The organism is Rhodococcus ruber, from assembly GCF_027270735.1.
Classification (GTDB): Bacteria; Actinomycetota; Actinomycetes; order Mycobacteriales; family Mycobacteriaceae; genus Rhodococcoides; species Rhodococcoides rubrum_A.
The window spans coordinates 201,364-222,823 of sequence record NZ_JAPWIJ010000004.1; the positions used below are offsets into that span (position 1 = coordinate 201,364).

Genomic DNA, 21,460 nt, shown 5'->3' on the forward strand with positions numbered 1-21,460 from the left:
TCATTCTTCGATTGTGGACCTCGGTCTCATCGGTCCGTCGACTCGGTGGCCATAGCCGCCGCCAACGACACCATCCGGGGATGGTCGACGAGATCCTCGACCAGCACACGCCTACCGTCTGCGTCGGCCAACGGAACCTTCCAGTTCTCGTACTGGGTTTCGTCGGTTCCTGGCTGGTTCTGGATGCGGTGTTCTCCCACCGCGTCCACGAGAGCGACACCGATCAGCAGCGACGGGCTCCGCTGGACGAGACGATGCAGAGCTTCCACCGTCCGATGATCGTCGGCTGCGGTATCGGTGTCGAGCAACCCGCGTTCGCGAGCCAGGTCGAGAACGGCCTCGCGCTTGCGTGCATCGACCTCCTTCTCGGCGTCGATGTCGCGTTCGAGCAGGCCGAGACGTGAACGCAGGTCGATGTGCTCACCCCGGAGATACCCGGCTGTCGGGGGTAGATCGTGCGTGGTCACCGAAGTCAGGCAGAGACTGCGGTACTCCTCGGGCGGGATCGGCCCGGATTCGTCGGCTTCGAACCACAGGATCGAGGTGCCGAAAATGCCGCGTTCGGTGAGGTACTCCTGCACCATCGGTTCGAAGACACCGAGATCCTCACCGACCACCACCGCGCCCGCACGCTCGGCCTCCAGTGCCAGGATGCCGATCAGTGCTTCGTGGTCGTACTCGACATACGTTCCGCCGCCGGCATTCTCGGCCTCCTGCGGAATCCACCACAGACGGAAGAGGCCCAGAATGTGGTCGACGCGGATGCCGCCGGCGTGACGAAGGATCGTGCGCAGCATGTCTCGGTACGGGATGTACGCCATCTCTCGGAGGCGGTCGGGATCCCACGGTGGCTGATTCCAGTTCTGGCCCTGCTGGTTGAAATTGTCCGGCGGCGCGCCCACCGTGACGCCCGAGGCGAGCACGTCGCCGAGCGCCCACGCGTCGGCTCCGCCCCGGGCCACGCCGACCGCGAGGTCGTGCATGATGCCGATGTCCATCCCCGCGTCGAGCGCACCGCGTTGCGCGTCGGCGAGTTGCTCGTCGCAGATCCACTGCAACCACATGTGGAAGTCGATGCGATCGGCCAACTTCGCGCGCTGCTCTCGGACGAAGTCGGTTCGCGGATGCGCCGCCCGATCGGTCCAGACCGGATCCCGAGGGCCGAATTTCTCCGCAAGCGCACTCCATACCGCGAAGTCGCGTAGCCCGGAGCCCTCACGCTCGACGAATGCGCGGTACGCGGATTCGCGAGCCGGGCTGCGTTCGACCTTGTGAACGCGTTCCAGCGCACGAAGTTTCGCCGTGAACGTCCGATCCCGGTCCAGCTTCTTGGTTCGTGTGTTCGCCTTCTCGAACCGTCTCGCAGCGTCCTGGACCTTGCCGAACTGTTTCGGCGAGAGTTGTGCGGTCTCGCGAATGTTCTCGACTCGAATGTAGAGCGAGTTGAAGAATCGACGCGTGGTCGGCAGGTATGGGGATGCCTCGACCGGGGTGGTCGGTCGGTCTGCGTGCAGTGGATTGACGAGAAGGTAGTCGAATCCGTGCTCGCGGCCGGCGATGTCGGCCATGTCCTCGAGATCTCCCAGATCACCGATTCCCCACGATCGCCTCGATCGCACCGAGTAGAGCTGGGTGAGCAATCCCGTCCGCTGTCGATCCGCCAGTTCCGCGTTGGGTGACAACGACTTCGGTGTGACCACCACGACCGCTTCCGATGTTCGGACCGTGTTGTCCTCGCTGATCGTCGTCGCGGTCAGACTGTGCCACCCGAGCGGGGCGTTGCCGGGAACGACGAAGGTGGCGCGTCCGATCAGGTGGCCGTCGATCTCCCGTGGATCGACCCAGACGTCGGCCTGGGGGACGTCGATCGATTCACCGTCCTCGGAGACCATCGAGACCTCCACCGGATTGCCGTGCGGCACATGCACCCACACCACGGCATCGGTGCCCTGCGTGGCCACAACCACCGGTGGTAACAGCCGCCGCCACGGCGCGTTCTCGATATCGGCCAGTGCTCGGTCGACGTCCTCGGGCGACTCGGTGGCGTAGCCACGTGCGGTGAGCACCTGTTGCAGGGTGTCGTCGCTCACTTCGTGTTCGGTGTCGTCCCAGCCCCGATACGAGGTCGAAGTGCCGAGACGTCGGGCGAGAGTGCGAAGTGCCTGCGAGTGATCCACGGTGTCGATCGTGCCAGTTCGCCGCCCGTGCGTCATCCGGGCCACCGGGTCGTTCATCGATCGTTCGTCCAGCTGCGGTGCCGGACGACCCGTTTCCCGAACTGTGAGGATTGAAACGTGGTCGGCTGGGTAGTCTTGCTCGGCAAACGGTAATTCAGTGCGCGGCGACGATGGGAAGTGCGGATGGCTGGGGTCAGCAAGATCGAAGAACTGGAGCGAGGTTCCGGTGCACCGGTCGAGCTGAGGGTGCGCGCCGAGGCCGACCAGCTTCCGGTGGTACGCGCCGTGGCAGAAACCCTCGTGGTTCTGAGCGACTTCACGCTCGACGACATCGCCGACGTCAAATTGGTCGTCGACGAAGTGTGTTCGCAACTGATCAAGGGCTCGGTGGCGGACTCGGAGCTCTCGTGCCTGTTCTCGGTGAGTGACTCCGGAATTCGGATCGTCGTCACGTCCACGTTGGCTGCCACGTCCGTGCCGAAGAAGGACAGCTTCGGCTGGCACGTTCTGCAAACCCTCACCGACTCCATCGACCTGCGCGCACATGACGCAGGCGACAGCGATGCGGTTCGCACGGTTGCCATCGACGTGGTCAAGCGGAGGAGCACGATCTAGTGCCGGTGCACGAACGAAGCACGCGGCGAGAGTCCGACGACTACAGCGACGTTGTCGCTCTGATTCAGCAGATGCAGGCGCTCGACGAGAATTCACCGCAGCGTCGAGTGCTGCGCGATCGCATCATCACCCGTTGCCTCCCGCTCGCCGAACACATCGCACGACGCTTCGGCGGTCGTGGAGAAGCCCACGAGGACTTGCTGCAAGTCTCCCGTCTCGGCTTGGTGAACGCAGTCGACAGATTCGACATCGAGCGCGGATCGGACTTCGTCTCCTTCGCCGTGCCCACGATCATGGGCGAAGCTCGCCGCTACTTCCGCGACGCGGGATGGTCGGTCCGGGTGCCGCGGCGCATGAAGGAACTGAACTCGATGATCTCTCAGGCGGTGGGCTCGCTGTCGCAGAAGTTGGGTCGAGCTCCCACAGCCAGCGAGATCGCCGTCGAACTCGGAATCGATGTCAAGGAAGCGTCACAGGCGCTGCTTGCGCGCAGCGCGTACCAAACCGTGTCGGTCGACTCGGTGGTCAGCGAGGATCGGCTGCCACTGATGGACACCCTCGGTGCCGATGATCCCGAACTCGAGAAGATGGAGAGCTACCTCGCCGTGCGGCCCGCGCTCGAGAAGCTCCCGGAGCGAGAGCGTCGAATCGTCGTGCTCCGATTCTTCGGGTCGATGACTCAGACGCAGATCGCGGAGAAGGTGGGGATTTCGCAGATGCACGTCTCGCGAATCCTGGCTCGTACTCTTGCTCAGCTTCGAGAGGATCTCGGCGAGGACTGAGCCTGCCTGTGGCTAGGCTCGGTGCATGAGCATCTACGACGACGTCGACGAGTACATCGGAGCCCGGCGGGTGACCGATGTGGCCGTATCCGCCGACTTTTCGCGAGCGGTGATTGCCATTGCTGCACTCGATGATTCGCGGACCGAGTATCGAACGTCGTTGTGGGAGCTCGACGTCGACGGCGGGTCACCTGCCCGGCGCATCACCCACGGCGAGTGGGGTGAGAGTGCGCCGGTGTTCACCGCCTCCGGCGATCTGTTGTTCTCGCGCCGATCGAACAAGGACGATCCGGCCAGGCTGTGGGTTCTGCCTGCCGCGGGCGGCGAAGCCCGACTGCTCGAGACGCGATCCGCCGGTCTGAGCGACATCCGAACTGCCCGTTCCGGATACGGACTCGTGGGGTTCTCGCCGGTGTTCGGCTCGTCGAGTACCGAGGAGGACGACGACGCTCTGCGTACCGAGCGCACGGCCAACAAGGTGAATGCGATTCTGCATACCGGGGTTCCGGTGCGTTACTGGGATCACGATCTGGGTCCGGCGACGCCACACCTGTTCGTAGGATCTGCGGACGGTTCGACAGGACTGCGTGATCTCACCCCGGATGCGCGCACAGGGCTGCACGAAGCAACGTTCGATGTCAGCGCCGACGGATCGTTCGTCGTGTCCACCTGGATTGTTCCCGGCTCGCTGGGGACCGTGCGGACAGTGCTGGTGCGGATCGAGATCGAGACGGGGGAGCGGACCACCATCGTCGACGATGCCGATGCAGATCTGGGAGCCCCGGCGATTTCACCCGACTGCGGGTCGGTGGTGTTCGTGCGTGAGTCGATCTCCACCCCCGAGAACGCGCCGCGAATGACTCTGCAGCGGTACGACTTCGGTGGCTCTACGGTCTCCGATCTCGCGCCGGGTTGGGATCGGTGGCCGAGCGACCCGGTGTGGCTCCCGGACGGCTCGGGATTGTTGGTGACCGCAGACGACGACGGCCGGTCGCCGATCTTCGTCGTCCGCGACGGCGCGGAACCGCGTCGGCTCACCCAGACGAACGACGCATACACACATGTGCACGTGTCCTCGGACGGCACCCGGGTGCTGGCGCTGGCCGCCTCGTATCTGGCTGCGCCGCATCCGGTGTCGATCGACCTGTCCGACGGCACCGTCACTGCCCTCGACACCGGTGTCGACCACAGCCCGTTGCCCGGAACTCTCACCGAGATCGACACGATCGTTGCCGACGGTGCCCGGGTACGCGGTTGGCTGGCACTGCCGGCCGGGGCATCCGAGCTCGAGCCCGCTCCGTTGCTGCTGTGGGTGCACGGTGGCCCGCTGAGTTCGTGGAACACGTGGTCGTGGCGCTGGAATCCGTGGCTGATGGTCGCCCGCGGGTACGCGGTGTTGCTGCCCGATCCGGCGCTGTCCACCGGTTACGGCCAAGAGTTCGTGCAGCGAGGTTGGGGCGCGTGGGGCAAAGCCCCGTTCACCGACCTGATGGCGCTGACCGACGTTGCCGCCGCACGGCCCGATATCGACGACACCCGCACCGCAGCCATGGGCGGGTCCTTCGGCGGGTACATGGCCAACTGGATCGCGGGCCACACCGATCGGTTCGACGCCGTGGTCACCCATGCGAGTCTGTGGGCTCTCGATCAGTTCGGACCGACGACGGACGCGCCGTGGTACTGGGCGCGGGAGATGTCTCCTGAGATGGCCGTGGAGAATTCCCCACACCTGTTCGTGGCGGACATAGCAACGCCGATGCTGGTGATCCACGGCGACAAGGACTATCGCGTGCCGATCGGCGAGGGCCTGCGGCTGTGGTACGAGCTGCTCAGCGAGTCGGGTCTGCCGGCCGACGACGAGGGCAACACCGAGCATCGATTCCTCTACTTCCCCGCCGAGAACCACTGGATCCTGAGTCCTCAGCACGCGAAGGTCTGGTACGAGGTCGTGCTGGCTTTTCTGGCGCAGCACGTGCTGGGCGAGAGCGCGTCGATGCCGCGAATCCTCGGCCACTAGAATCGCCGCGTGACCAGTTCCGTGCCAGAGACACCCGACAATCCAGCAGACCGCTTGCCCAAGAACTGGGACCCGAGCGAGGTAGAGGCCGAGCTGTACCGTTCCTGGGTCGACGCCGGGTACTTCGAGGCCGACGCCACCAGCGGCAAGCCGCCGTACTCCATCGTGCTGCCTCCGCCGAACGTCACCGGCAGCCTGCACATGGGGCATGCTCTGGATCACACACTGATGGACGCGCTGAGCCGCCGCAAGCGGATGCTCGGGTACGAGGTGCTGTGGCTACCGGGCATGGACCACGCGGGCATCGCCACGCAGACCGTGGTGGAAAAGCAGCTCGCCGCAGACGGCAAGACCAAGGAAGAGTTCGGCCGCGAGCTGTTCATCGACAAGGTCTGGGACTGGAAGCGCGAATCCGGCGGGACCATCGGCGGGCAGATGCGACGCATCGGCGACGGTGTCGATTGGAGCCGCGAGCGGTTCACCATGGACGACGGTCTGTCCGAGGCCGTGCAGACCATGTTCAAGCGAATGTTCGACGACGGCTTGATCTATCGCGCGGAGCGGCTCGTCAACTGGTCCCCGGTGCTGCAGACCGCCATTTCCGACATCGAGGTCAAGTTCGAGGATGTCGAGGGCGAACTCGTCTCGCTCCGTTACGGCTCCCTCGACGATTCCGAGCCGCACGTGATCGTCGCGACCACGCGAGTGGAAACGATGCTCGGCGACACCGCAGTGGCGGTGCACCCCGACGACGAGAGATACAAGGCTCTGGTCGGCACCACCCTCGAGCACCCGTTCACCGGTCGGCAGATCCCGATCATCGCCGACGACTACGTCGATCCCGAATTCGGCACGGGCGCAGTGAAGATCACCCCGGCACACGACCCCAACGACTTCGAGATGGGTGTGCGGCACTCGCTGCCGATGCCGTCGATCATGGACAAGGCTGGCCGAATCACGGACACCGGAACACAATTCGACGGCATGGACCGCTTCGAGGCGCGCGTCAAGGTCCGTGAAGCTCTGGCCGAACAGGGCCGCGTGGTCGCCGAGAAGCGTCCCTACCTGCACAGCGTCGGACACTCCGAGCGCAGCGGCGAGCCCATCGAACCGCGGCTGTCCCTGCAGTGGTGGGTCAAGGTCGACGGCCTCGCGAAAGCCGCCGGTGACGCAGTGCGCAACGGCGATACCGTCATTCACCCCAAGAGTCAGGAACCACGCTGGTTCGCCTGGGTCGACAACATGCACGATTGGTGCATCTCGCGCCAGTTGTGGTGGGGACATCGGATTCCGATCTGGTACGGACCCGACGGCGAGACCGTTTGCCTCGGACCGGGAGAGAGCGCACCCGAGGGCTGGGAGCAGGATCCAGACGTCCTCGACACCTGGTTCTCGTCCGGCCTCTGGCCTTTCTCGACGATGGGGTGGCCGGAAGCCACTGCTGATCTCGAGAAGTTCTATCCCACCGGCGTTCTCGTCACCGGGTACGACATCCTCTTCTTCTGGGTCGCCCGCATGATGATGTTCGGCACCTACGTCGGAGCCGACGACGCGATTACCGCGGGCAAGCAAGGGCCGCAGGTTCCGTTCCGAGATGTCTTCCTGCACGGATTGATTCGCGACCAGTACGGCAAGAAGATGTCCAAGTCGCGTGGCAATGGAATCGATCCGCTCGATTGGGTCGACCGGTTCGGTGCGGATGCGCTGCGCTTCACGCTCGCTCGCGGTGCCAACCCGGGCGCGGACATGTCGGTCGGTGAGGACCACGCGCAGTCCTCGCGCAACTTCGCGAACAAGCTGTTCAACGCCACCAAGTTCGCCCTGATGAACGGTGCGGCACCGGCAGACCTACCCCCGCGAGCCCAGCTGACCGACGCCGACCGGTGGATCCTGGACAGGCTCGAACAGGTTCGTGCAGAAGTGGATTCGGCCTTCGATCGCTACGAGTTCAGCAAGGCCTGCGAGGCGCTCTACCACTTCGCCTGGGACGAGGTCTGCGATTGGTACCTCGAGATCGCCAAGGTCCAGTTCGCCGACGAATCCATCGCCGCCACTACGCGCGGAGTGCTCGGAAACGTGCTCGACGCGTTGCTGCGCCTGCTGCATCCGGTCATTCCGTTCGTCACCGAGACGCTGTGGAAGGTGCTCACCGGCGGCGAGTCCCTGGTGATCGCGGAGTGGCCCGCCCCTGCCGCGGATTCTCTCGATCACGTTGCGGCACAACGGATCGTAGACATGCAGCGACTGATCACCGAAGTCCGCCGGTTCCGCAGCGATCAGGGGCTCAAGCCCTCGCAGAAGGTCGCGGCCCGCATCGTCGGCGTATCCGAGGCGGATCTGGACGGGCAGATTTCGGCGGTCACCGCGCTGGCCCGACTGACCGAACCGGCCGAGGACTTCGCGGCCACGGCGTCGGTGGAGGTGCGACTGAGCAAAGCGACTGTGGTCGTCGAACTGGACACCTCGGGCACCGTCGACCTGGTCGCCGAACGCGCTCGACTCGTCAAGGATCTCGCCGCCGCCGAGAAGGAGTTGGCGCAGACCACCGGCAAGCTCGGTAACGAGGCGTTCCTTGCGAAGGCCCCGGATGCTGTGGTGGACAAGATCAGAACGCGACAGTCCATCGCGCAGGAAGAAATCGCCCGGATCACCGCGCGCATCGAATCGATGGGGAACTAAGTGACCGAGCCCGACGACGCACTGCCGACGCCGCCGCCGAGTCCGGTCGATCTCGCCGAGCTGGCGCTGGTCGAGGCCGAGCTCGACAAGCGTTGGGGAGAAACGAAGATCGAGCCGTCGACGGATCGAATCTCGGCGCTGATGGACCTGCTCGGTTCGCCGCAGAAGGCGTACCCGTCGATTCATGTGGCCGGCACCAACGGCAAGACCTCGGTCACGCGCATGATCGATGCGCTGCTCACTGCCTTCCACCGACGCACGGGCCGCACCACCAGCCCGCACCTGCAGATGGCGACCGAGCGGATCAGCGTCGACGGGCGGCCCATCTCTCCGCGGCTCTACGTCGACACCTACAACGAGATCGCACCGTTCGTCGAGATGATCGACGCGCAGTCCGAGGCCGCGGGCGGACCGCGGATGAGCAAGTTCGAGGTGGTCACGGCAATGGCGTTCGCAGCGTTCGCCGAGGCTCCGGTGGAGGTTGCCGTCATCGAGGTCGGTCTCGGCGGACGCTGGGACGCCACCAACGTCGTCGAGGGTGAAGTCGCTGTGATCACCCCGATCGGTCTCGATCACGTCGAATTTCTCGGCGACGATCTCGCGACGATCGCGGGGGAGAAGGCGGGGATCATCAAGAAGGCACCGGAATCGCTCGTGCCGCGGGACACCGTAGCGATCCTGGCGCAGCAGAAGCCCGAGGTATCGGATGTTCTGCTGCGGGCGGCGGTGCAGGCAGACGCTGCGGTGGCGCGGGCGGGATCGGAATTCACCGTGCTCGGCAGACAGATTGCGGTGGGCGGTCAGCAACTGGAACTGCAGGGACTCGGCGGGGTCTACACCGACATCTTTCTTCCGTTGCACGGCGAACATCAGGCTCACAATGCGTCTCTCGCGCTGGCGGCGGTCGAGGCGTTCTTCGGTGCCGGCCCGGATCGTCAGCTCGATCAGGACACCGTCCGCGCCGCATTCGCGACGATCGTCAATCCTGGGAGACTCGAGCGGGTCCGCAATGCCCCCACTGTGTTCCTGGACGCCGCACACAATCCGCACGGAGCCGCAGCCCTCGCCGCCGCCCTCAACGACGAGTTCGATTTCCGCAAATTGGTCGGCGTCGTCAGCGTCATGGCCGACAAAGACGTCGGAGCCATTCTCGACGAACTGGAGCCGGTCTTCGACGACATCGTCGTCACCCACAACGGGTCGGCGCGGGCGATGGATGTGGACGCATTGGCCGACATCGCCGTGGCCAAGTTCGGCGACGAACGCGTCGTGGTGGCGTCTACCCTGCCCGATGCCCTCGAGACAGCCATCGGCCTGGCCGAGGAAGTCGCCGAGCCGGGAGAAGCAGTCTCCGGTGCCGGAGTCGTCGTCACCGGATCCGTGGTGACCGTCGGCGCAGCTCGCACTCTGTTCGGAAAGGACCCCGCGTGAGCGAGCCAGAGTTCGGACCACCCACGAACGACCCGTGGAAGGGCTTCCGCGGCGTCGTGGCGGGAACCCTCGTCCTCGAAGCCATCGTGACACTGCTGGCGTTGCCGGTGGTGGCGACCCTCGGCGGCGGTGCGACCTGGTTCTCGACGACGTACATCGTGGCGCTGGCCGTCGTGATGATTCTCGCTGCCGGCAAGCAGGGGGAGCCGTGGGCGATGAAGCTGAATCTGATTCTCCAGCTGTTCGTGCTGGCCGGGGCCGTATTTCACCTCTCGATCGGTGCGGTCGGCCTGATCTTCATCGCGGTCTGGCTGTATCTGCTCTACCTGCGCCGGGACATCACCGAACGGATCCGGCGCGGAATGCTGCCGGGGCAGCGGGACTGACCGGGATCGCGCCTGTTCGGGCGATGCGGCGCGCGAAGCTGCGATGGGGTCCACTACTGTCGTCGACGTGACCGACCGCACCCTTGTACTGATCAAGCCCGACGGAGTTGCCCGGCGTTACGTAGGAGAGATCCTCGGCCGCGTGGAGAAGAAGGGTCTGAGCATCGTCGCACTCGAGCTCAAGACCGTCTCCCGTGAACTGGCCTCGGCTCACTACGCGGAGCACGAGAGCAAGCCGTTCTTCCCCGACCTTCTCGAGTTCATCACGTCCGGACCGGTCGTGGCCGCAGTTCTCGAAGGCCCCCGTGCCATCGCCGCCTTCCGGCAGATCGCCGGTGGCACCGACCCTGTGGCCAAGGCGGTCCCCGGCACCATCCGCGGTGACCTCGCCCTCGACGGTCAGCAGAACCTGGTGCACGGGTCGGATTCCGTGGAGTCGGCCGAGCGCGAGATCGCACTCTGGTTCCCCGGCCTGGTCTGACGGTTCCACTTTTCGCCAGCACAGTCACGTTCGCGCGCAGCCACGCCGCATCCGCTCGGTACCGATCGGTGCGGCGTGGCGAGTACGCATCATCGCGTGTGGGATACTCGACGGAGATCGACTCCACTGCACGAGTACGTACAGGTTTCACGCTCCACCGAAGTCAAGGCTTCACCGAAGTTCGCTAGACCGGTGTCGTGGATTCGATCGGATGACTGTCGTCTATCCGCTGCCCGTCATCGCAGATGCTCGAACGAGAGACAGGCTCGTTCGCGTTCTTGCTTGATGATCAGGCGCTCGGATCGCCGGGACACCACCATCCAGCCAGGCACTGCACACACAGTCGACGACCACCGAGAACTCCGAAGTGGTCATCGGTTCGAGTGCGGAGCGAGACAGAACAGCTGACGTCCAACCCGACGTGAGTACACAAGGATGGCCCTCGCGTGGCCGCGTCACACCCGACATCGGATGAACGCGCCCGGGGGCCCGAGGAGACTACGTGGCCGATCAAAGCCCGCCCGAAGATGTACAGAACGAGAACGTGGGAGGTCCGGAGCGCGACGATGCGGTGCCCCCTGTGGAAACAGGTGCGGTGTCCCAGGCGCAACCCGACACCATCGAGCTGCCCACCAGGCTGCGCGTACACGCCCTGGCCAAGATTCTCGGCGTCACGAGCAAACAGCTGCTCGTCACACTGGGTGAACTCGGAATCGAAGCGCGCAGCGCCCAGTCGAGCTTGAGCCGCGACGTTGCGGAGTCCGTCCGCGACTCGGTGAACGCGCCCGCCGCACCGGTGGTCGATTCGCCCGCCGAACGGTCCGAGCCGAGCGCTCCGGCCGATGTGCCCTCTGTCGATGTGCCGTCTGCGGACGTGCCGCATGCCGAGTCCTCGTGGTCCGAGCCGCAGCTGTTCACCAGCGCAGGCACGGCAGAACCCGAGGCTACCCAGCCCGCGGTAACGACCGACCAGACCACGGCAACGACGTTTGCCACTCCACTCTTCCTGCAGCCGGCCGCCGTGGATGCTGCAGCACCGGAGTCCGCGGAGTCACCGGCAGAGCCCCCGGCCCGCCGTCGCCGCAGTCGCAAGGCAGCGCCGAAGGACGAGGCCGCGAACGCCGACAGTACCGAGACCACAGCCACGGTCGAGACCACAGCCACGACCGAGACCGTCGCACCTCGGTCCGACGAGACCGAGTCCGTCGTACCCGCGGTCGACGAGTCGACTGCGTCCGACGGCTCCACCGATGAAGACGGCGACGACGATCAGTCCCAGCCACGACGCCGCAGGCGAGGGCGTCGCGGCCGCGGGCGTGGTCGCGGGGAACAGTCCTCCGACGAGAACTCGACCGACGAGAATTCGGACGACGATTCCACGGGTGACACCGACACCGACAGCGCCGATTCTGCCGACGCAGAGTCGTCCGACGGGACCGACACCGACTCGGACGAGTCCTCCGCCGGTGACGATCAGCAGTCGGGCTCGGGCAGGCGTTCGCGTCGGTCGCGGACCCGCAACCGTTCCTCGGATCGGCAGAACTCCGACTCGAACGATTCCTCGGACGACACCCGCACAGCGGACGCCTCGGCCGAGGACAAGGACGACGAATCGGATTCGGATGCCCAAGACAACTACGACGACACCGACAACGGTGGTTCGGAGGGAGACGGCTCCAGCCGCCGCCGCCGTCGTCGTCGCCGTCGTAAGACCGGAGCCGAGGTAGCGGCCGAGGCTGCAGCGTCCGAGGACGACCCGCCGAACACGGTCGTGCACGAGCGGGAGCCGCGGAACAAGAACCGCGCCCCCAGGGACGAGGTCCAGGGGATCACCGGTTCGACACGACTCGAAGCCAAGCGTCAGCGACGGCGCGACGGCCGCGACGCAGGTCGTCGTCGACCGCCGATTCTGACCGAGTCCGAGTTCCTGGCGCGACGTGAGTCCGTGGACCGGGTCATGGTCGTGCGTGAGAAGGCCACTCCTGAGCACCCGTTGACCACACAGGTTGCCGTGCTCGAAGACGGCGTGCTCGTGGAGCACTTCGTCACCAGCAGCGCCACCGCGTCCATGGTCGGAAATGTCTATCTCGGGCGCGTCCAGAACGTGTTGCCGAGCATGGAAGCCGCATTCATCGACATCGGCCGTGGCCGCAACGGTGTGCTGTATGCCGGTGAGGTCAACTGGGATGCCGCAGGCCTGGGTGGCAACTCGCGGAAGATCGAGCAGGCTCTCAAGCCGGGCGATCAGGTACTCGTACAGGTGAGCAAGGATCCCGTGGGGCACAAGGGTGCTCGCCTGACGACCCAGCTTTCGCTTGCAGGACGCTTTCTCGTCTACGTGCCCGGTGGTAGCTCCACCGGCATCAGTCGCAAGCTGCCCGATACCGAGCGCAAGCGTCTGAAGGACATTCTCCGAGACATCGTTCCTCCCGAGGCGGGCGTCATCATCCGCACCGCGGCCGAGGGCGTCAGCGAGGAAGAGCTCGCCCGCGATGTGACGCGACTGCAGGCGCAGTGGGCGAGCATCGAGGAGCGCTCGGCGAATGCCGAGACCGGAAAGGGTGTGCAGCCGCAGACCCTTTACGAAGAGCCCGACATGCTCGTCAAGGTCATTCGTGATCTGTTCAACGAGGACTTCTCGAAGCTCGTGATCGAGGGCGACAAGGCGTGGACGACTACGTCGAACTACGTCGAGACCGTCGCACCGGACATGGTGGATCGGCTGCAGCGCTACGAGGCCGACGGCAGTTCTGTCGACGTCTTCGCCGCGCATCGTATCGACGAGCAGCTGGCCAAAGCGCTCGACCGTAAGGTCTGGCTGCCTTCCGGCGGCACCCTGGTGATCGATCGCACCGAGGCGATGACCGTCGTCGACGTCAACACCGGCAAGTTCACCGGTTCGGGCGGCAACCTCGAAGAGACGGTCACTCGCAACAACATCGAGGCGGCCGAGGAAGTCGTCCGTCAGATGCGTCTGCGCGACATCGGCGGCATGATCGTGGTCGACTTCATCGACATGGTGCTCGAATCCAACCGTGATCTGGTGCTGCGCCGACTGACCGAGGCGCTGGGTCGCGACCGCACGCGTCACCAGGTCTCCGAGGTGACCTCGCTCGGGTTGGTGCAGATGACTCGAAAGAAGCTCGGTACCGGGCTCGTCGAGGCGTTCTCCACGACCTGCGAGCACTGCCAGGGACGCGGCATCATCGTGCATCCGTTCCCCATCGACGCCAAGCCGGACAACGACGGCCGCTCCAATTCGTCGCGCTCGGAGTCGAGCAGCTCGAGCAACTCGGGCACGAGCAGCAGGCGGCGACGAGGCAAGGACAACAAGACCGACGGGAACGACGGCAACGAGCGCACCACCTCGAGCTCCCAGGCGGGAGCTGCGGACGGGGCCGATCATCCCGTTGTCGACCCGTCGATCAAGCGGGCGCACCCTGTCGCTCTGGCAATGGCGGCGCACCACGACGACGTGGTGGCCGACGTCAGCCCCGCCGATGTCGAGACATCGCCTGCGAGTGAGACTCCGGATGCAGGTGCCGTCGTGACGGTTGTCTCTGCCGACGATGTCGACGTTGCCGCCGCGTCGGTCGCCGATGCGGAGTCGAACGCCGTTCTTGCTACCGAGACCACCGAGTCGGAGGCCGACCGGCCTGCTGCCGAGTCGCCCGTCGAGGTCGAGCCGGTAGCACCGAAGGCCCGGCGTGGACGCCGGGTTGCGCGAAAGGCGGCCGCTCCGACCAGTGCAGCACCGGACGCCGGTGTGGTTCTCGTGGTGCCGGTTTCGGGCGACGCCGCCCCTGCCGGTGGGGCAGAGGCCACCGAAGCCGAGGTGTCGGAACCACTGACATCGGCGGCCGAGCAGCCGCTCGAGCCGGTGGAGGTGCCGACGGCACGTCCTCGCAGGCGGCGCGCAGCGGCGCGGCCTGCAGGTCCCCCGGTGGACATCGACGCCTAGCAGGACAGGGCAGTTTGACCCTGGCCGTCTCTCTGCCGTAACCTTGATAAGTCGCTCCCGGTGACACCGTTCTGCTGTGCCGTAGTGGTCCTGCAGGTAACAACGGTTCTCGGGTCGGTCGTGATGGAGAACATCGCTACCGGCCGTTTGGGAGCAAGCAAACACGTGACACCAGACCAGTCGTGTTGCCATGCGCAGCGCGAGCAAGTTCGAAGAAGCAAGGGGTAGCCCTCCGATGGCAACGTACGCGATCGTCAAGACCGGCGGAAAGCAGTACAAGGTCGCTGTTGGTGACCTCGTCAAGGTCGAGAAGATCGAGGGAGCGCCCGGCACTGCTGTCTCGCTTGCTCCGGTCCTCGTCGTAGACGGATCCGACCTGACCACAGATGCAGACAAGCTGGCGAAGATCTCGGTCGCCGGTGAGATCGTCGAGCACACCAAGGGCCCGAAGATCCGCATCCACAAGTTCAAGAACAAGACCGGATACCACAAGCGTCAGGGACACAGGCAGAAGCTGACTGTCCTCAAGGTCACCGGCATCAAGTAACCAGGTCTCACCGGACCCGAGTTCTTTTCAGCTGATTCACCCCGAGGAGGGTATGCAACATGGCACATAAGAAGGGTGCATCAAGCTCCCGTAACGGTCGCGACTCGAATGCACAGCGCCTCGGCGTCAAGCGCTTCGGCGGCCAGACCGTAGGCGCAGGCGAGATCCTGGTCCGCCAGCGCGGCACGCACTTCCACCCCGGCGTCAACGTCGGCCGTGGCGGCGACGACACCCTGTTCGCACTCGCTCCCGGCGCAGTCGAATTCGGTGCCAAGCGCGGACGCAAGACCGTGAACATCGTTCCGGTCGCTGTAGAGGCCTAGTCCTTCTGCAGCGCTCGCGCTCGTAGATGATCGACCCGAGCAACAACTGCTCGATCGGACATTCACGGCGTACGTTCACAGCTCCCGATAGGGGCGGACCAGGGTCACGAGACCGGTCCGCCCCTATCGCTTTTTTTCTCCCGCTTTTTCTCAGAAAGGATCGAAGACAGCTATGTCACGATTCATCGACCGCGTGGTGCTGCACGTCAGCGCCGGCAAAGGTGGCAACGGCTGCTCTTCGGTTCACCGCGAAAAGTTCAAGCCTCTCGGTGGCCCGGACGGTGGAAACGGCGGGCAGGGTGGCGGTGTCATCTTCGTCGTCGACAGCAATGTCCACACTCTGCTCGACTTCCACTTCTCCAGCCACGCCAAGGCGGGCAACGGAACTCAGGGCATGGGTGGCAACCGGGAAGGTGCCAACGGAGAGGACCTGATTCTCAAGGTCCCCGACGGCACCGTCGTTCTCGACAAGAAGGGCGACGTCCTCGCCGACATGATCGGTGAGGGAACACGTTTCGACGCGGCACCGGGCGGGCGTGGTGGCCTGGGCAACGCTGCACTCGCGTCCAAGGCTCGCCGGGCACCAGGTTTCGCGCTCCTCGGCGAAGAGGGCATCGAGCGCGAGCTTGTCCTCGAGCTGAAGTCCGTCGCCGATGTCGGTCTCGTCGGTTTCCCGTCGGCCGGCAAGTCGTCGCTGGTCTCGGTGCTCTCCGCAGCGAAGCCGAAGATCGCCGACTACCCCTTCACCACACTGGTACCGAATCTCGGAGTTGTCTCCAGCGGAGACACCACGTTCACCGTCGCCGACGTCCCCGGATTGATCCCCGGAGCGAGTCAGGGCCGCGGTCTCGGGCTCGACTTCCTGCGGCACCTCGAGCGTTGCGCTGTGCTCGCACACGTAGTCGATTGCGCGACACTGGATCCGGGCCGCGATCCGATCTCCGACGTCGACGCGCTCGAAGCCGAGTTGGCGGCATACAAGCCGGCTCTCTCCGGCGATGCGAGCCTCGGCGACCTTGCCGATCGACCACGCATCGTCGTACTGAACAAGGCGGACATTCCCGAGGGTGCCGAGCTCGCCGAGATGGTGACCGCCGAGTTCGAGTCCCGCGGTTGGCCGGTGTTCACCATCTCCGCAGTGACGCGCGCCGGCCTCAAGCCACTGACGTTCGCGTTGGCGAAGCTCGTCGAGGACTACCGCACCGCCCACCCGGCTCCGGAGCCGCGGCGTCAGGTGCTGCGTCCGGTCGCTCGAAACGACGACAGCTTCAAGGTCGTCAAGGATCCGGACATCCCGGACGGCTTCATCGTTCGGGGTACGCGCCCCGAGCGGTGGGTTCGCCAGACGCAGTTCACCAATGACGAGGCCGTCGGCTACCTCGCGGACCGGCTCGCACGCCTCGGCGTCGAGGACGCGTTGATCAAGGCCGGTGCCCAACCGGGTGCCTCGGTCACCATCGGCGAAGTCTCGTTCGACTGGGAGCCGCAGACACCGGCCGGTGTCGAGATCACCATGACCGGCCGCGGCACCGATGCTCGGCTCGATCAGGTCGAGCGCATCGGCGCATCCGAACGTAAGCATGCCCGCCAGGTACGTCGCGGGCTCGATACCGAACAGGAGTAGACGTGGTGTCGGTGCGTGAATCCGATTCGCCCGTAACGGCTCTCACCGATACCCGTCGCACGATTGCCGACGCCAAGCGCATCGTGGTCAAGATCGGATCCTCGGCGCTCACCAGTCTCGACACCGGTCTCGATCTGGGCCGACTCGAACTGCTTGCCGATGCGATCGAGTCGCGGATGCGTAGCGGCACCGACGTGGTAGTCGTCTCGTCGGGTGCGATCGGTGCAGGCATGGCACCGCTCGGCCTCACCAGACGCCCGCGCGATCTCGCAACGAAACAGGCCGCGGCGAGCGTAGGACAGCTTGCTCTGGTCAACGCCTGGAGTTCGTCGTTCCATCGGTATGGACGCACGGTGGGGCAGGTGCTGCTGACAGCCGAGGACATAGCGCGTCGAACCAATCACCGCAATGCGCAGCGCACGTTGGATCGACTGCGCTCGCTCGGTGCGGTCGCCATCGTCAACGAGAACGACACCGTCGCCACCGCGGAGATTCGCTTCGGTGACAACGATCGCCTCGCAGCTCTGGTGGCACATCTCGTCGGTGCGGACGCACTGTTCCTGCTCTCGGATGTCGACGGGTTGTACGACGGCGATCCCCGTAAGGGTTCCGCCACGCTGATCCCGGACGTCTCGAGCCCAGAGGATCTCGACGGAGTCGTCGCAGGGTCCGGGGGAGCGCTCGGGACCGGCGGAATGGCCTCCAAGCTGTCCGCTGCCCGCCTGGCGGCCGACGCAGGTGTGCCCGTGCTGTTGGCTGCGGCGTCGGACGCTGCCCAGGCCCTGACGACGTCCGAGGTGGGTACCGCATTCGCAGCTCGGCCGACGCGGTTGTCCGCTCGCAAGTTCTGGGTGCGGCATGCCGCCGATGCAGCGGGCGAACTGCACCTGGACGCAGGAGCCGTGCGAGCGGTCGTGGAGCGTCGGAGGTCTTTGCTGTCCGCCGGCGTCACGTCGGTGACGGGAGCTTTTCACGGTGGAGACGTGGTCTCGCTGATGGACCCGGACGGCGCACTGGTGGCCCGCGGGGTCGTCGCATACGACTCGGGAGAACTGGCCGGAATGCTCGGCCGGTCGACGGGGGAGTTGGCCGCGGAGCTACAGCGGCCGGTGGTTCACGCCGACGATCTGGTTCCTGCCTGATCGAGTGTGTCGGCCAGCGCTGTCGCGGTCTCGGAGCAACCCGCATGCACTGTGAGAGAGGCGAATTCGTCGCCGCGAGTGGTCCCGCGATTGACGATGACGATCGGCTTTCCGGTCTTGGACGCGTGCCGGACGAAACGTAGGCCGGACATGACGGTCAGCGAGGAGCCGAGCACCAGTAGCGCGTCACTTCGGTCGACGAGGTCGTAGGCCTCTGCGACGCGCGGTTTGGGCACGCTCTCACCGAAGTAAACGATGTCGGGTTTGAGTATGCCGGAACATGATTCGCAGTCGACCATCCGGAAATGCGCGGTCGAAGAGATGATGGCGTCGGCGTCGGGAGCGATCTCGACGCCCTCGGCGGGTGCAACGGATTCGAGGAAACCGGGATTGGCGCGATCGAGTCTCCGGGCCAACTCGAACCGCGAGATCAACCGCTCGCAGTTCAGACAGCGGACCCGGGCGTAGACCCCGTGCAAGTCGATGACGTTTCGGCTACCCGCCTTGGTGTGCAACATGTCGACGTTCTGGGTGATGACTCCGGTGACGACCCCGGCACGTTCGAGCCTGGCGAGCGCTCGGTGTCCGTCGTTGGGCATCGCCGCGTCCATGTGTCGCCAACCGACGTGGTTGCGGGCCCAGTAGTGACGACGAAACTCGGCGTCGCCGATGAACTGCTGAAACGTCATCGGGTTACGGGGCGGCGACTGCGGGCCGCGATAATCCGGAATACCCGAGTCGGTGGACATGCCTGCACCACTGACGACGGTGATCGTCCGACCGTCGAGCATCGAGGTGAGTTGCCCGTACGTAGTCGCGGACGCGGTGGGTGCATTCACTTCGTCCAGGGTAGCGACCGATCGGGGTACGGGCTACCGACGCAGACGGCCCGCACGGACGCGTGAGCGTCGGTGCGGGCCGGATGTACGAGAAAGTGCTACGCGGGTACCTCGACGAGGGGGTACACGCCGTTCTCGTCGTGAGTTTCGTTGCCGACGACGGGAGGATTGAACACACACAGCATGCGCATCTGGGTACGCGGCTCGACCGTGTGGCGCTCGTGTCCGTTGAGCAGGTACATCGATCCCGCACCCAGCTCGTAGGTCTCTCCGGTCTCGCGGTCGGTGAGCGTTCCCTCGCCTTCGATCAGCCAGACGGCCTCGACGTGGTTGGCGTAGTGGAAGTTGTTCACCGTGCCGGCTTGGATCGTGGTCTCGTGGAACGAGAATCCGACCTTGTCGCCGCCGAGAATGATTCTCTTGCTGCGCCAGTTGCCGTCTTCACTCGAGATGTCACGGTCGGTGCCGGTGATCTCCTGTGTGGTGCGAACGATCATACGATGTCCTCCTTCGATATCGGTGTGTGTGAACGGGTCTCTAGGAGAGGACCTTCGCCACTGCACTTTCGATGATGTCCAGGCCGCGGTCGAGCTCGTCGATCGTCGTGGTCAACGGGGGAAGAAGCTTGACGACCTCGTCCTTGGGGCCTGCGGTCTCGACGAGCAGACGCTCGTCGTAGCAGAGCTGAGACACCTTGCCGGCCAACTCGGCGTCGTCGAACACCAAGGCCTGGACCATGCCGCGACCGCGGGTCGAGATGCCGTCGAACTTGGCGCACAGCTTGATGAACCGATCCTGGATGTGCTCGCCCTTGGCGAGGGTCTCCTTCTCGAACTTGTCGTCGGACCAGTAGTGGTCGATAGCCGCCTTCGCCGTGACGAACGACGGGTTGAAGCCGCGGAAGGTGCCGTTGTGCTCACCCGGTGCCCAGACGTCCAGCTCGGGCTTGAACAGCGTGAGCGCCAGCGGCATGCCGTAGCCGCCGATGGACTTCGACAGGGTGACGATGTCCGGGGTGATGCCGGCTTCCTCGAACGAGAAGAACTGGCCGGTGCGTCCGCAGCCCATCTGCACGTCGTCGACGATCAGCAGGATCTCGCGGCGTGAGCACAGCTCTGCAAGTGCGCGCAACCATTCGGGGCGCGCTACGTTGATGCCGCCCTCGCCCTGGATTGTCTCCACGATCACTGCAGCCGGGCGGTTGAACCCGCTGCCCGAGTCGTCCAGAACGCGCTCGAACCACTGGAAGTCCTCGGTGACGCCGCCGAAGTAGTTGTCGTACGGCATCGGAGTGGTGTGCACCAACGGAATTCCGGCGCCAGCTCGCTTCATCGAGTTGCCGGTGACCGACAACGCGCCGAGTGTCATGCCGTGGAATGCGTTGGTGAAGTTGATGATCGCCTCGCGCCCGGTGACCTTACGAGCGAGCTTGAGGGCCGCCTCGACGGTGTTGGTGCCCGTCGGGCCGGGGAACTGAACCTTGTAGTCCAAGCCGCGGGGGTCGAGAATGTTCTTCTTGAACGACTCGAGGAACTCACGCTTGGCGACGGTGGACATGTCGAGTCCGTGGGTGATGCCATCGCTGGTGATGTAGTCCACCAACGCGCTCTTGATCATGTCGTTGTTGTGGCCGTAGTTGAGTGCGCCTGCGCCACCGAAGAAATCGAGGTAGTCGTTACCGTTCTCGTCGGTGATGACCGAGTTCTTCGCGGTGGTGAACACGGCGGGCCACTGGCGACTGTAGCTGCGCACGCCGGACTCGACGGTCTCGAATACGTCGGGCTTCTCTGTTGTAACGGTGTTCTTTTCGGTCATGTTCTGCTTGTTCCTTTCGTAATTCCGCGATGCGTCGGGGCCTACTGTGTAGAGCTCCTCGGCTTCGTGGCTATCAGGGAAATCGTTGGGCGCGAACAAATCCGACCTCACGATGTCGGTGCCTCGCTTGCGTGCGAGGCTCGTGAAGGTTGCGATGGACGCTTCGTTGTCCGGGCTGATCGTCGTTTCCAGATGCGTGATGCCCTGTGGTTCGAGGCGGTCGAGCAGCTCCATCAGCATGCGACCGGCAAGTCCCTTGCCACGCTGGTCCGCATCCACGGCGACCTGCCACACGAACAGTGTGCGCGGGGCGTCCTGGCGGATGTATCCGGTGACGAAACCGACTGCGCGGCCGTCGATATCGGATACGACGGTGGTGGCCGCGAAGTCACGGCACCACAACACGTACGAGTAGCTGGAATTGAGATCCAGAACTCGCGAATCTCTTGCGATCTCCCAGAGCCGGACTCCGTCGGAGATCTGTGGCTTACGAAACTTCACTGCGTCCGGCGCAGTGAGCGGGGTACCTCTCAGCAATGCGGGCTTCATAGGAAATACAAACGTAACAACGTTGCCCAGGCTTATCGACTGCGCCGGGAAATCGACCCCGGAAACGGACATGCTTCCCCAGGTTAACCGCC

16 protein-coding genes and 1 pseudogene are annotated in these 21,460 nt (G+C 64.9%); 12 read left to right on the forward strand and 5 right to left on the reverse strand.

Annotated elements, in window-relative coordinates:
- Positions 1–26 precede the first annotated feature (26 nt).
- Complete coding sequence (gene malQ, locus O4220_RS10925) at positions 27–2,213, reverse strand: 4-alpha-glucanotransferase (protein ID WP_269604577.1); 2,187 nt, start codon at positions 2,211–2,213, stop codon at positions 27–29.
- 147 nt (positions 2,214–2,360) lie between these two features.
- Between malQ and O4220_RS10930 the strand changes: the two genes are divergently transcribed.
- The 12 genes from O4220_RS10930 (at position 2,361) to proB (ending at position 18,165) form a co-directional block, all read left to right on the forward strand.
- Positions 2,361–2,792, forward strand: a complete 432-nt coding sequence (locus O4220_RS10930; RefSeq protein ID WP_269604045.1) for an ATP-binding protein — start codon at positions 2,361–2,363, stop codon at positions 2,790–2,792.
- Positions 2,792–3,574 carry a SigB/SigF/SigG family RNA polymerase sigma factor gene (locus O4220_RS10935; RefSeq protein ID WP_032379207.1) on the forward strand — a complete coding sequence of 261 codons (783 nt, stop codon included), beginning with the start codon at positions 2,792–2,794 and terminating at the stop codon, positions 3,572–3,574. The genes O4220_RS10930 and O4220_RS10935 overlap by 1 nt, the downstream gene beginning before the upstream one ends.
- A gap of 25 nt (positions 3,575–3,599) precedes the next feature.
- The gene (locus O4220_RS10940; RefSeq protein WP_269604049.1) at positions 3,600–5,591 is read left to right on the forward strand and encodes an alpha/beta fold hydrolase; all 1,992 of its coding nucleotides are present in this window, start codon (positions 3,600–3,602) and stop codon (positions 5,589–5,591) included.
- 9 nt (positions 5,592–5,600) lie between these two features.
- Entirely contained in the window at positions 5,601–8,270 is a 2,670-nt protein-coding gene (locus tag O4220_RS10945) for a valine--tRNA ligase (protein WP_269604051.1), read from the forward strand.
- Complete coding sequence (folC, locus tag O4220_RS10950) at positions 8,271–9,701, forward strand: bifunctional tetrahydrofolate synthase/dihydrofolate synthase (protein WP_269604053.1); 1,431 nt, start codon at positions 8,271–8,273, stop codon at positions 9,699–9,701.
- Positions 9,698–10,087: a DUF4233 domain-containing protein gene (locus O4220_RS10955; protein WP_269604055.1), complete on the forward strand. Its 390-nt coding sequence runs from the start codon at positions 9,698–9,700 to the stop codon at positions 10,085–10,087. Before folC ends, O4220_RS10955 begins: the two co-directional genes overlap by 4 nt.
- A 67-nt stretch (positions 10,088–10,154) precedes the next feature.
- A complete protein-coding gene (gene ndk / locus O4220_RS10960; RefSeq protein WP_057479881.1) occupies positions 10,155–10,568 on the forward strand; it encodes a nucleoside-diphosphate kinase in 414 nt (137 codons plus the stop codon).
- A 502-nt stretch (positions 10,569–11,070) separates the two neighbouring features.
- The gene (locus tag O4220_RS10965; RefSeq protein WP_269604059.1) at positions 11,071–14,529 is read left to right on the forward strand and encodes a translation initiation factor IF-2 N-terminal domain-containing protein; all 3,459 of its coding nucleotides are present in this window, start codon (positions 11,071–11,073) and stop codon (positions 14,527–14,529) included.
- A gap of 235 nt (positions 14,530–14,764) precedes the next feature.
- Entirely contained in the window at positions 14,765–15,076 is a 312-nt protein-coding gene (rplU, locus tag O4220_RS10970) for a 50S ribosomal protein L21 (protein ID WP_032394581.1), read from the forward strand.
- Between the two features lie 59 nt (positions 15,077–15,135).
- Positions 15,136–15,399 (forward strand): 50S ribosomal protein L27, encoded by a 264-nt coding sequence (gene rpmA / locus O4220_RS10975; RefSeq protein WP_032379202.1) that lies wholly within the window; start codon positions 15,136–15,138, stop codon positions 15,397–15,399.
- A gap of 172 nt (positions 15,400–15,571) precedes the next feature.
- Positions 15,572–17,023 (forward strand): GTPase ObgE, encoded by a 1,452-nt coding sequence (gene obgE, locus O4220_RS10980; RefSeq protein ID WP_269604061.1) that lies wholly within the window; start codon positions 15,572–15,574, stop codon positions 17,021–17,023.
- A gap of 2 nt (positions 17,024–17,025) precedes the next feature.
- Positions 17,026–18,165 (forward strand): glutamate 5-kinase, encoded by a 1,140-nt coding sequence (gene proB, locus O4220_RS10985; protein WP_269604063.1) that lies wholly within the window; start codon positions 17,026–17,028, stop codon positions 18,163–18,165.
- On the opposite strand, the gene O4220_RS10990 is transcribed toward proB, so the two are convergent.
- From O4220_RS10990 to ectA, 4 genes and pseudogenes are all read right to left on the reverse strand, one after another.
- Positions 18,138–18,956: a Sir2 family NAD-dependent protein deacetylase gene (locus O4220_RS10990; protein WP_269604579.1), complete on the reverse strand. Its 819-nt coding sequence runs from the start codon at positions 18,954–18,956 to the stop codon at positions 18,138–18,140. The genes proB and O4220_RS10990 overlap by 28 nt on opposite strands.
- A gap of 146 nt (positions 18,957–19,102) precedes the next feature.
- Positions 19,103–19,501 carry an ectoine synthase gene (locus O4220_RS10995; protein ID WP_032379201.1) on the reverse strand — a complete coding sequence of 133 codons (399 nt, stop codon included), beginning with the start codon at positions 19,499–19,501 and terminating at the stop codon, positions 19,103–19,105.
- Positions 19,502–19,541: 40 nt separating this feature from the next.
- A complete protein-coding gene (ectB, locus tag O4220_RS11000) occupies positions 19,542–20,819 on the reverse strand; it encodes a diaminobutyrate--2-oxoglutarate transaminase (RefSeq protein ID WP_052058464.1) in 1,278 nt (425 codons plus the stop codon).
- Positions 20,820–20,867: 48 nt separating this feature from the next.
- Positions 20,868–21,440, reverse strand: a pseudogene (gene ectA / locus O4220_RS11005) (diaminobutyrate acetyltransferase); the annotation flags it as partial.
- Positions 21,441–21,460: the final 20 nt, after the last annotated feature.